Source organism: Gordonia sp. B8661-1, assembly GCF_059427765.1.
In genome coordinates this window covers 58,642-70,141 of record NZ_JCAHRL010000004.1, presented here as the reverse complement: position 1 = coordinate 70,141, position 11,500 = coordinate 58,642, and the positions used below count along the sequence as shown (strand labels likewise).

12 protein-coding genes are annotated in these 11,500 nt (G+C 67.0%); 3 read left to right on the top strand and 9 right to left on the bottom strand.

Going from position 1 to position 11,500, the window contains the following annotated elements; genetic code table 11:
* The 5 genes from AC4JJG_RS10395 to AC4JJG_RS10375 form a co-directional block, all read right to left on the bottom strand.
* A complete protein-coding gene (locus AC4JJG_RS10395; protein ID WP_495401100.1) occupies positions 1 to 855 on the bottom strand; it encodes a PASTA domain-containing protein in 855 nt (284 codons plus the stop codon).
* A 182-nt stretch (positions 856 to 1,037) separates the two neighbouring features.
* The gene (locus AC4JJG_RS10390; RefSeq protein WP_495401099.1) at positions 1,038 to 1,658 is read right to left on the bottom strand and encodes a pyridoxamine 5'-phosphate oxidase family protein; all 621 of its coding nucleotides are present in this window, start codon (positions 1,656 to 1,658) and stop codon (positions 1,038 to 1,040) included.
* 141 nt (positions 1,659 to 1,799) lie between these two features.
* On the bottom strand, positions 1,800 to 2,717 hold the full coding sequence (locus AC4JJG_RS10385) for a cation diffusion facilitator family transporter (protein WP_495401098.1): 918 nt from the start codon (positions 2,715 to 2,717) through the stop codon (positions 1,800 to 1,802).
* 78 nt (positions 2,718 to 2,795) lie between these two features.
* Positions 2,796 to 3,899 (bottom strand): FUSC family protein, encoded by a 1,104-nt coding sequence (locus AC4JJG_RS10380; RefSeq protein ID WP_495401097.1) that lies wholly within the window; start codon positions 3,897 to 3,899, stop codon positions 2,796 to 2,798.
* 8 nt (positions 3,900 to 3,907) lie between these two features.
* Positions 3,908 to 4,354: a DUF3151 domain-containing protein gene (locus AC4JJG_RS10375; RefSeq protein ID WP_495401096.1), complete on the bottom strand. Its 447-nt coding sequence runs from the start codon at positions 4,352 to 4,354 to the stop codon at positions 3,908 to 3,910.
* Positions 4,355 to 4,595: 241 nt separating this feature from the next.
* On the opposite strand from AC4JJG_RS10375, the gene AC4JJG_RS10370 reads away from it, so the two are divergent.
* Together AC4JJG_RS10370 and AC4JJG_RS10365 are read left to right on the top strand one after the other, a co-directional pair.
* Positions 4,596 to 6,689 carry an Rv0361 family membrane protein gene (locus tag AC4JJG_RS10370; RefSeq protein ID WP_495401095.1) on the top strand — a complete coding sequence of 698 codons (2,094 nt, stop codon included), beginning with the start codon at positions 4,596 to 4,598 and terminating at the stop codon, positions 6,687 to 6,689.
* Positions 6,686 to 6,958, top strand: a complete 273-nt coding sequence (locus tag AC4JJG_RS10365; protein ID WP_495401094.1) for a hypothetical protein — start codon at positions 6,686 to 6,688, stop codon at positions 6,956 to 6,958. Before AC4JJG_RS10370 ends, AC4JJG_RS10365 begins: the two co-directional genes overlap by 4 nt.
* Before the next feature lie 70 nt (positions 6,959 to 7,028).
* On the opposite strand, the gene fbaA is transcribed toward AC4JJG_RS10365, so the two are convergent.
* Positions 7,029 to 8,066 (bottom strand): class II fructose-bisphosphate aldolase, encoded by a 1,038-nt coding sequence (gene fbaA / locus AC4JJG_RS10360; RefSeq protein ID WP_495401093.1) that lies wholly within the window; start codon positions 8,064 to 8,066, stop codon positions 7,029 to 7,031.
* Between the two features lie 202 nt (positions 8,067 to 8,268).
* On the opposite strand from fbaA, the gene AC4JJG_RS10355 reads away from it, so the two are divergent.
* Positions 8,269 to 8,997, top strand: a complete 729-nt coding sequence (locus AC4JJG_RS10355) for a DedA family protein (RefSeq protein WP_495401092.1) — start codon at positions 8,269 to 8,271, stop codon at positions 8,995 to 8,997.
* 171 nt (positions 8,998 to 9,168) lie between these two features.
* Here AC4JJG_RS10355 and AC4JJG_RS10350 read toward each other — a convergent pair whose 3' ends face one another.
* From AC4JJG_RS10350 to AC4JJG_RS10340, 3 genes are read right to left on the bottom strand one after another with little or no spacing between them, the layout of a single operon-like run.
* Positions 9,169 to 9,858: a TrmH family RNA methyltransferase gene (locus AC4JJG_RS10350; RefSeq protein ID WP_495401091.1), complete on the bottom strand. Its 690-nt coding sequence runs from the start codon at positions 9,856 to 9,858 to the stop codon at positions 9,169 to 9,171.
* Positions 9,859 to 9,866: 8 nt separating this feature from the next.
* Positions 9,867 to 10,481 (bottom strand): orotate phosphoribosyltransferase, encoded by a 615-nt coding sequence (gene pyrE / locus AC4JJG_RS10345; protein ID WP_495401090.1) that lies wholly within the window; start codon positions 10,479 to 10,481, stop codon positions 9,867 to 9,869.
* 18 nt (positions 10,482 to 10,499) lie between these two features.
* Positions 10,500 to 11,453: a TtfA family protein gene (locus AC4JJG_RS10340; protein WP_495401089.1), complete on the bottom strand. Its 954-nt coding sequence runs from the start codon at positions 11,451 to 11,453 to the stop codon at positions 10,500 to 10,502.
* Positions 11,454 to 11,500: the final 47 nt, after the last annotated feature.

Below are 11,500 nucleotides of genomic sequence, written 5' to 3'. Positions count from 1 at the left end.
CTACACCTTCGGCGGCTCCACCGCGGTCATCTTGTAGAGCCCAACGAGGCCGAGGTTGTACCTCTGTTGTGCGGCGGCAAAGACCTGATCGAATCGGCGCAGCGCGCCCGGAGCAGCCTGACCACTCGCCGCCATGAGGGTCTTCACGGCCGTCTGGAACTTACGCACAGCCTCTTGCATGACATCAGCATCGTTGTTAACGACTTCCGGTGCGTTTTCCAAGCTGTCCCAGTATTGGTCCATCGAAGTAACGAGTCCTCGAAGCGTCGTATACTCCTCGTCGCTCACAAATCCTGCGTCCGCAACTCCTTGTCGGACGTCTGCAAGTCCTGCGATAGCTCCCTGAAAACCTCGAGCCATCGGGTCGAACATATCCACGAAGGCTTCGACATCCTTCTTGTCCTGCTCTGCTTTCTCTTTGTCCTGCTTAGTCTTGGCCTTGGCCTCCCTCGCCTGGTCGTCGCGGGTAGATCGTTGCGACTCAGTAAGTTCGTTGTAGACGGGCGACCCGACAGGGAGCTTGTCGATGACGCCGGGATCGTCGCGTTTGGCAATGGAGAGAACGATTTTCGTGCTGCCGTCGACGCGAGTGCCGGCGGCCGGACGCTGCGACAGCACAACCCAGTTAGCGTCCAGGAATGGTTCGCGCCCTTGCTTCTCGTCCTTGTCGTCGAACTCTTTCAACCCTGCGTCCTTCAGCATGTTGTGAGCGTTATCAAGCTGCACACCAAGGACATTGGGAACTTCAATCTGCTCCTCGCCTGTAGACGAGCATGCAGTGAGAGTGCCAAGCACAAGCGCCATCAACGTGGCGATGGCAAGCGCGCCTCGAACTGAGAAGAGCGGTAGTTTCATGGCCTGCTTTCATGACCTCACGAGCCATGCGTTTGTCGCACTCCGCTCAATCCCGGTTACCTTAGCGAACAAACCGTGCGAACTAACGGCATTTCAACAGAAACTTGAGATCGTTGAATCCGGTCGTGGCGGCGGGACGCTATACGAGGAGTCCTGGCCAACCAGGAGAACAGTCGTCCGCATCATTCAACGAGGCGTCGTACCGACTCCGGGAGGTCACCCGGATTCTCGGTGATCGGCTCGTCGTAGACGGTCCGCATCGGGATGTGGCCCGTCCACCCGTCGCCGCCGGGGCCGGGACCACCGGTGCGGGTCTTCGCGAGCCATTGACCGTCGACGATCGGCAGTTCCAGAACGACGGTGGCGGCCAACTCTTTTCGGAGATGATCACGGACCTCCGCACTGCGTCCGGGCAGGAGTGCATCGGACAGGATGCTCAGCGCACGCCCCGCGGACCGATCGTCGGACAGCGGCGCGAGAATCCCGCGGATCACCACCGACCGATAGTTCAGCGAATGGTCGAACAGGGTGTCGGCGACGACCAGCCCGTCGACGACGAACACGGTGAACGTGACCGGACTGCCAGCCGCCACGTGGCGCAGCGCACCTGCCCCCGACGATCCGTGCACCAGCAGCCGGTCGCCGTCGCGCGCAACGATCATCGGAATCGACCAGGGCAACCCATCGTCGGTGACGGTGGACAGGACCCCGACCTGCGCGGCGTCGAGGACGTCGTCGAGGAGTGCACGGTCGCCGCCGCGGTCGGGTTTACGGGTCAGGGTGGACAGCTGATCCTCGGTCATGACTCCCAGCGTGACGTTCGCCGCGACGGTCCGCCACTCGATTTCCGGGCGATGGCCCACACAAAAGTCCCCGGAGAGCACCACCGACCGGATTATCCAGTCCGAGGACCTGAGCGGTAAAGAATTTGTGGGTGAACCGGACTACCAGGTCAATCCGTCCTGACAACACCCGGCGTTTTTCGGGTCCACCTGCACGGTGGCGTGTTCGAGCCCGTGCACCGTCAGGACCCGCTGCGCTTCGGCGAGCACCACCTCGTTGGTGCCGGTGCTGCCGAGATGCACGGTCGCCACATCCATGCCGGTCGTCAGCGTCCACACGTGCAGGTCGTGGACATCGTGAACGGTGGGGATGGCGGCGAGTTCGGAGCGCAGGGCGTCGATGTCGATGTGGGCGGGTGCCTGCTGATTGAGGATGCGCAGAGCGTCCAGGGCGAGACGCACGGCACGCGGCACCACCCAGAGCGCGATGAGCACCGCGACGACCAGGTCGGCGTATCCCCATCCGGTCGTCAGGGCGACGATGCCGGCGACCAGCACACCCACGCTGCCGATCGCGTCGGCGAGCACCTCCATGTAGGCACCACGGACCGCGATCGATTCGGAGGCGTCCGACCGCAGGAGGAGCATGACGACGACGTTCACCAGCAGGCCGATCAGCGCGACGATGATGAGCGTGGCTCCCGGAACCTCGGGGTCGCTGCCGATGCGATTGATCGCCTCGTACAGCACGAAGACCGCGACACCCATCAGCAGCATGGCGTTGGCGACCGCGGTGAACACCTCGGCACGGTGCCAGCCGAAGCTGCGGTTGTCGGTGATGCGGCCGTGCCGGGCGAGGAGCAGCGCGCTCAGACCCATGGTGAGGGCGAGAACGTCGGTGAGCATGTGTCCGGCATCGGCGATGAGGGCCAGCGAGTTGACGAGGATGCCCGTGAAGAGCTCGACGAAGAAGTAGGCGCCGATGACGCCCACGGCGACGGCCATCGGCCAGATCCGGCGGTTGCCGGACGCGCCGGCGGCGACGCCGCGCGTATGCGAGTGTCCGTGTGAAGTACCCATTGAGGTCAATATATGCACAACTTCGCATGGGTTACAAGGGGCCGCGGACCTACCTCACACGTTCGGGCGACGTGCCGGTCAGCGCAGGGTTGCCACCGCCGACGACCGGCGCAATCCGGTGATCATCAGCAGGTCGATGATGAGCGACCGCAACTCGGCGAGCACCGCGGTTTCCGAGAGCGTGCTGTTGGCCACGAGTTCCGGTTTCGCCTTGCGCGCCACGCTGCGGATGACGCGGGCGGCATCGGCCTGGTCGGGCGGATCCCCCGGCCGCGCGATCATCATCTCCCGGAGCACCTCGAACGCGTCGCCGATCTCGGCGATGATGTCGATGAGTTCGGGATTCAGCGGTTCGTCGCGCTGGGTCATCGCCCGGGCGCGACGCGCGATGATGCGGAAGTTGCGGACCGCGTTGTCGATCGGGTCGGCCGTCGCCGAGATGCGTTGAAGCCGTTCCCGCGAATTCCAGTGCAGCGGCGAGATGGTGCTGATCTCCCGGCCGCCACGCATGTCCGAGCGCATCAGATTGATGGCTTCCTGTGTTCCGCGCGCGGATTCGAGGGCTGCGGAAACCTCCTCGTAGTTCATCGTCCGGAGTCCCGCGGCCAGGGTGCGCGCGGCGTCGCGCATGGTGGCCAGTACCCCGGCGGCATCGCGCCGGGCACGCGCCGCCGGATTCGCCGGCATCAGGGCGACCACGACGATGCCGACCGCACCACCGATCAGCGCGTCGACGGCACGCTCCACGCCACCCCAGTCACTCGGCGGCAACAGCGTCGCGACGAGGACCGCCGACGACGCCGCCTGCATCGGCACCAGCGGACCGTCGTCGAGAAACACCGCGACGGTCATCGCGAGGATGACGACCACCACGATCTGCCATGCGCCCGAACCCACCCAGGCGATGAACAGGTCGCCGATCAGGATGCCGATGGCCACGCCGGCGACGAGTTCCACCGATCGGCGCCAGCGTTTGCCGAGCGACAGGCCCAGCGAGACCACGGCGGCGATGGGCGCGAAGAACGGCCGCTCGTGTCCGATGACATGCACCGCGATCCACCAGGCGGCGCCCGCCGCGACCGCGCACTGGGTGATCGGCAGCAGCGAGAGCCACAGCCGTCGGATCCGGCGCTGGAGCGGGCGCGGCAGCTGCCGGAACCGTGCCCGCAGCGTGTCGATCACGGGTTCGGTCAGGCCAACCCGAGTTGTGCGGCCGCGTTGGGGTCGCTGTCGTTGAGGAGATCGAGGCAGCGCAGGTATTCGTCTTCCTCACCGACCGCCTGGGCGGCACGCGCCAGCGCACCGACGCAGCGCAGGAAACCCTGATTGGGTTCGTGGCTCCACGGGACCGGACCGAAGCCCTTCCATCCGTGCCGACGCAATTGGTCGAGGCCACGGTGGTAGCCGGTCCGTGCATAGGCATATGCCTCGATCACCTTGCCGACACCGGGAGCGTCGCCCTCGCCGTCGGCGGCGTCGAGCGCAGCCTCGGCCAGGTAGGCCCACGCGATCGACGCGGTGGGATGCTGCGCCGCCGTCGCCGCCGGATCGGCGCCGTTGAGCAGCTCCGATTCGGCGTCGTCGTCTCCGGTGAGCAGGGTCGGCTGAGGTCCGAGTAGATCTCCGAACGAAGTCACCAGTCCATTGAAGCACCACTGCGGGACACATGCCGACGGCTCATGGCCGGGCCGGGCACCGCCGACGCTCCCATGGTCGGACTACACCGGAGCCCACCACATCGCCCCGATGCTGCACTGTTCGATAGGCTGAACCCCGCGATCGGCCTCGATGCACCGGCCAGGGGGCACCAACCCGGTACCGTGACGACGCCGAGCATTGATGAATGTGTGAATCTTCTTCGGAGAGGGCCGGTGGGACATGCCTCCAGCGCAGGGTGACAACGAGTCACTGGTGGGCCGGGCGCTTTCGGCCTGGCGCAAGCGTGGCGAGGCGCACGAGCCGCAGAATCGTCCCGGTACCTCGCAGAACACTCCGACCGAGGCGTCCGGGTCCTCGGCAGACAGCACGAAGGGCGACGACGCAGCGGTGACAACAGGGGCCACCTCGGCCGGGAACTCCGGCTCGGACGACGCACAGCCGACCACGTCGGCGAGCGCCGCAACCGACACCACCGAGTCGTCCGACAAGGACGCGACCGACAGCACGACCACCACCGACTCCGCGGAACCGGACGCCGGATCGTCCGACGAGACTGCTGACGAGGCAACCGGGGACACGAGCACCGTGGACGGCGACGCGACCCCGGCCGACGAGCCCGGAGAGACAGTAGTCGAGGAGACCGTCGCCGAGGACACCGCCTCAAGCGAACCCTCCGCCGAAGAGACCGGGACGAACGACTCCGGGACCGACGACACCGCCGCTGAGGAATCCGCCGCTGAGGAATCCGCCGCTGAGGAATCCGCCGCTGACGACTCCGCTGCGAGCGACTCCGCGACGGACGCCGCCGCCGACGAGACGCCGGTCGAGGCGACCGCGACGTCCACCGGCGCGGTATCCGGTGACGAGACCCCGGACGTCGTCGCGACGTCGACCGTCGAATCCACGACCGAGACCGTCGCCACCGACGACCAGCCGGCCACCGACGACCTCGCGGACGACGAGACGGCAGCTGACGAGGCGGCAACTGACGAGACTACGGCCGCCGACCCCGCGACGGACGGCGAGCAGTCCGAGGCCGCCGAGGACCCCGATTCGGATGCCGCAGAGACCACGACGGCCGATGTCGTCACCGAGGAAGATGCCGACACCGCCGGACCGGACTCCGACGTGCAGGTGACGGAAACCACCGAATCCGTGACCGAGGACGCCCCGGACGAGATTGATGACGCGGCCGCCGAGAAGCCGGTCGAACGGCCGAAGGCCAAGGGTGGTCGCGGCATCGATTCCGCGACCAAGGTCATCAGCCGCGACAATCTGCCCGATCCGGCCGACCTCGAGGATCTCGACGCGATCGGCACCGAGGATGCGGCGGCGGACGTCACCGAAGCGGACGCCGAGGAGCAAACGGCGAAGCCCGTCGCGGCACAGAAGCGACCCAAGGGAATCGGTCCGGGCGACTCGAAGACCACTGTCATCAAGCGCGACAAGCTGCCCGACGACGCGGACCTCGACGACCTCGACGACATCGATCCCGAATCCGAAACCCCCGCCGCGGCAGCGGATACCGATTCCGAAGCGACCACCAAGTTCGCGGCTCCGACGGCGGGCAAGACCGCGGGTGCGGTCGGTGCGGCAGCTGCGGCGGGCGCCGCTGCGGCAGCCGCAGCACGTGCCGCGCGGCCGAAGTCCGAGCCGCAGAAGACGGACTCACAGAAGAGCGATTCGGCGACCACCGAACCGGAGAAGACGGCCGCGAAGACCGACTCCCGCCCGGCCGCCGCCGCGGCAGCCGGTGCCGCCACCACGGCCACGCCGGGCAAGTCCGGCTGGAGCACCACCGCCCATGAGCCGCAGGTGATTCCGGGCCGGGACGACAAGACCACCAAGTCCACCGCGACCACGTCGACGGACAGCGGACGCGGCGGCAAGCGCGGCCTGGTCCTCGCCGCAGCAGCGGTCGTCGCCGTTCTGGTCGTGATCGGTGCCGTCTTCGCATTCCTGAATCTGCGGCCGCCTGCCCCGGCCGACGAGGCCGCGGATGCCGCGCAGCGTTTCTCCACCGCGCTGTACGAGGGTGACCTGAACACGCTGCGCTCCATCACCTGCGGAGAGCGCAACCAGTTCTATCAGTCGATCAGCGATGCGGATTTCCAGAAGATCTACGACGGCCAGCGTGCCCGCGATCAACTGGTGCGGGTCACCGATGTGCAGGCCGTGAAGATCACCGACGACGGCAATCAGGCGGTCGTCGAGGTGTCCGCCGTGCACAGCGGTAAGCCTCAGGAACCGCAGGTCGTGACGATCAATCTGCAGAAGTCGAACGACGACTGGAAGGTCTGCACCCCGCAGTGACGCGGCCGCCCCGCTACTTCGAACCGCCGACGTATCCGATCCGGACGAGCAGTCTGCCGCCCGGAAACGCCTCGGCCCCAGCCTATCCGGGCACCGACGCACGCAACCGCGACGATCCCGCGCGAGACGGCTGGACACATCGCGGCTCCGATCGGGCACGGCCGTCGAGGCCACCGCGAGCACGCCGGATCGACCCGACCGTCGTGCTCGCGGCGATCATGATGATCCTGCTGGCCGCCGGTGTCGTCGTCGGTCTCGCCACCATGTGATCGGAGCGCTCCCGTAGACGACTGTGGCCTCTCACCCGTGCGGGTGAGAGGCCACAGAACGGTAGTGCGGTCAGGCGCTGATCGACTTGCCCGCCGACTTGAGGTCGTTGCAGGCCTCGACGACACGCTCGGCCATCGACGCCTCGGCCAGCTTGGTCCAGGCGCGCGGGTCGTAGGCCTTCTTGTTGCCCACGTCGCCGTCGACCTTCAGCACACCGTCGTACTGGGTGAACATGTGGCCCGCGACCGGACGGGTGTAGGCGTACTGGGTGTCGGTGTCGACGTTCATCTTGACGACGCCGTAGCTCAGCGACTCGTCGATCTCGCTCTTCAGCGAGCCGGAACCGCCGTGGAAGACGAAGTCGAAGGGCTTGGCGCCCTCACCGAGGCCGAGCTTCTTGGACGCGACCTCCTGGCCGGTCCTGAGCACGTCGGGACGCAGCTTCACGTTGCCCGGCTTGTAGACACCGTGGACGTTGCCGAAGGTCGCGGCGAGCAGATAGTGATTGCCCGAATCGCTGGCGCCGAGTGCCTCGACGGTCTTCTCGAAGTCCTCGGGGGTGGTGAACAGCTTGTCGTTGATTTCGTTCTCGACGCCGTCCTCCTCGCCGCCGACGACGCCGATCTCGACCTCGAGGATGATCTTCGCGGCGCCCGCCTTTTCCAGCAGGTCCTTGGCGATCTCCAGGTTCTCGTCCAGGGGCACGGCGCTGCCGTCCCACATATGCGACTGGAACAGCGGATTCTGGCCCGCGTCGACGCGCTCCTGCGAGATCGCGATCAGCGGCCGGACGTAGGTGTCGAGCTTGTCCTTGGGGCAGTGGTCGGTGTGCAACGCGATGGTCACGTCGTACTTCGCGGCGACCACGTGGGCGAACTCGGCGAGCGCTACCGCGCCGGTCACCATGTCCTTGACGCCCTGGCCCGAGCCGAACTCGGCTCCGCCGGTGGAGAACTGGATGATGCCGTCACTCTTGGCGTCGGCGAATCCCTTAATGGCCGCGTTGATGGTCGACGAGGAGGTGCAGTTGATCGCCGGGTACGCGTAGCCTCCCTCCTTCGCCTTCCGGTACATCTCGGCGTACTGCTCGGGAGTGGCGATGGGCATTGTGACGGTCCTCCAACCGGTTGACGTTCACGGCGATCCCGGTTCCACCGAAAGGGGAAGGCCGGACGCCGAGCGGGCACTCCCGTCCAGTATGTCAAGTCGCCCCGGAGCGTGCGCCATCCGTGGTGAACTGGGCGTTCACCGTTGCCGGTTGGGGCGGACTCAGCGGGGCTTAAGGCGGCGACGGGTATCCTCGGAACCCGTGATCGACACTGCGCTCGCCCAGACGACGACCAATCTGGCCCTGCTGCCCGGTTTCCTGGACCCGGTCAATCTGCTGAACTCCTTCGGCGGCTGGATGCTCGCCGGGCTGCTGCTCGTGGTGTTCATCGAATCCGGGCTGCTGTTCCCGCTACTCCCCGGCGATTCCCTGCTCTTCACCGCCGGTCTGATCGTCGCCGCCAAGTCGACCGAGATCGAACCGTTCGCACCGCTCTGGGTGCTGCTGGTGACCATCCCGATCGCCGCGTTCCTCGGCGATCAGGTGGGCTACTGGATCGGCGCCAAACTCGGCTACTCGCTGTTCAAACCGGACGCCAAGGTACTCAAGGAGCGCTACATCGTCGAAGCGCACGAGTTCTTCGAGAAGCACGGCCCCATCACGATCTTCCTTGCCCGCTTCGTCCCGATCGTGCGCACCTACGCGCCGCTGGTCGCGGGTGCGGCCAAGATGCGGTACCCGGTCTTCCTCACCTACAACGTCGTCGGTGCGATCGCCTGGGGCGCGGGCGTCACACTGCTCGGCTACTTCCTCGGCCAGATCGAGTTCATCCGCGAGAACGTCGACTACATCTTCCTGCTCATCGTGTTCGTCTCCGTCCTGCCGATCATCACCGAGATCGCCAAGCGGATCCTGCGGTCCCGCAAGCCCGTCGTCGAGGAGCCCGTGGAGACCGAGAGCACCGATCCGTCGGTGAACGAGCGTCCCTGATCTCGATACGCCGCCTCGCTACGCTCAGCGGCTACTCGATCATCGGCTGACGCCCACCACTCAAACCAACAGTCGAGCCACTCGATCATCGGCTGACGCAAACCGACGCCCCACCACCCAACCGATGGTCGAGTAGGCCGCGAGCGCAGCGAGCGTCCGTATCGAGACCAGCTACCAGGCGTCGCCGAGATCCGCGTGCTGCCGGATCCAGGCGTGCATGGCGATCCCCGCGGCGACGCCCGCGTTGATGCTCCGCGTCGAACCGAATTGGGCGATGGACACCGTCAGGTCCGCCTGTTCCTGGGCGTCCGCACTGACCCCGGGGCCTTCCTGACCGAAGAGCAGCACGCACGCGCGTGGCAGTTCGGCGGTCTCCAGTGGTTGTGCGCCCGGGGTGTTGTCCACGGCAACCACGGCCACCTCGTGCGCGCGCGCCCAGGCGATCAGATCGGCGACGGTCTCGTGATGGTGGAGATGCTGATAGCGGTCGGTGACCATGGCGCCCCGGCGATTCCAGCGCCGTCGGCCGACGATGTGCACCGCGGCCGCGGCGAAGGCATTCGCCGTGCGCACCACCGTCCCGATGTTGGCGTCGTGCGCGAAATTCTCGATTGCGACGTGCAGGGGATGCCTGCGCGCGTCGATGTCGGCGACGATCGCCTCGCGAGTCCAATACCGGTAGGCGTCGACGACGTTGCGGGTGTCGCCGTCGGCGAGCAGTTCCGTGTCGTATCGCGGATCGTCGGGCGGCGGTTCGTCGTGGGTGTCGGCCCACGGCCCCACCCCGACGACCGGACCGGCCTGCCATTCGGTGGGCCCGGCGGACGGCTCGGTGTCCGCGTGTCCCGAGGGATCCGGCACGGGAGAGCTCAGGCCAGCCCGAGGTCGGCCAGGCCGAGCAGTGACCGGTAAGGCACGCCCAGTGCGCCGATGACCTCGTCGGCCCCGGTCGCCCGGTCCACCACGGTGGCGACCCCGACGACCGTGGCCCCGGCCTCACGCGCCGCCTCGACGGCCGTGGACGGGGAGGCGCCGGTGGTGCTGGTGTCCTCCACCACGAGCACGCGCCGGCCCGCGATGTCGGGTCCCTCGATGCGGCGCTGCATGCCGTGGGTCTTCGCCGCCTTGCGGACCACGAAGGAGTCGATGGCGCGTCCGTCGGCGTGCATGACCGAGGTGGCGACCGGATCGGCACCGAGGGTCAGGCCGCCGACCGAGGCGTAGTCCCAGTCCGCGGTGAGTTCACGCATCAGCTGCCCGATGAGGCGCGACGCCTCGTGATGCAGGGTGGCCCGCCGCAGGTCGACGTAATAGTCGGCTTCTTTGCCCGAGGACAGTGTGACCTTGCCGTGCACCACGGCCAGTTCGGCCACCAGGGCGGCGAGACGGGCGCGGGCGGCGGCGTCCACCTCGGGAATCGGCGCGGATGCGGACACGTCGGAACTCGTTTCTGCTGGTACGGATAGCGTTCGGGGCCAAAGCATCTCGGCCCCGATCAGATGTCAGGGCCTGCGGTGCCGGTTGGGACGCTCCCCCGGCGGAAGATCCGGATCGGCGGCATCGGAGCGGCCCTCGGGTGTCCAGGTCTTCGGGGCAGATGGTCCGCGCGACGGTCCACGCACCGGCATGGGCTGCATCCGCCGCCCGGTCTCGGGTGCGCGACCCTCGGGCACCGCGCTCCACGCACGCGTGGGCGCCTCCGACGGCGGCTCGACCGGTTCACCGGGCACATCGTCGGTGATGCGGCGCCTGCGCTCCTTGTCGTGCATGTGGTCGGTCTTCTCGTCCGCGAACTCCGCACGCGTCGGCCCGTGCGGGTCACGGGGATCGGGCGTGTCCTGCGGTTCGACCGACGGCGGGAGCACCCGCAACAGGTCGGCGAAACGGCGAACGACATCGAGTCCGGTGTTGAGCTGTTCGGAATCGGTGGTCAGCGGCATCGAACCGAGAGCCCAGTTGCCCTCGTTCCACAGCACCTCGACGAACGACGGCGCCGTATTGGCCAGCGCGACCATCCTGCGGTCGCAGACCCGGCGTGCGACGTCGAGGTCATTGGAGAACATCACCCTCGGTCCCATCGCGCCGAGGAGTTCCACATCCTCCTCCGCGGGTGCCAGCACATCCTCATGTCGCAGGTCGACGACGACCGGCGAGCCGGATGATCGCCGGACCGCGATCACCGTGGCGGTGTCGTCGAGATCGAAGACCACCGCCTCGGCACCTTTGTAATGTCCGTATGCAACATCTTGAACTGCGACATGCTCGGGCACATCCATGGTGGCGCGCCGAAAGACCTTGCGCAGCTTCGCATCCGATTCACGGAACTTGAACTCGTGCTGGTCTCCCCAGACGGCCCGCTGGTGACGCGCGACGGTGGAGCGCTGCCGATCCAGCCACAACAGCACCCCGGCACCGATCAGGGCCAGCACGGCGATCACGAAATAGACGATGGTCATCGCGCACCAGCCTACTATCGCGGACCGTTCCGCTCGCGCGATCATGC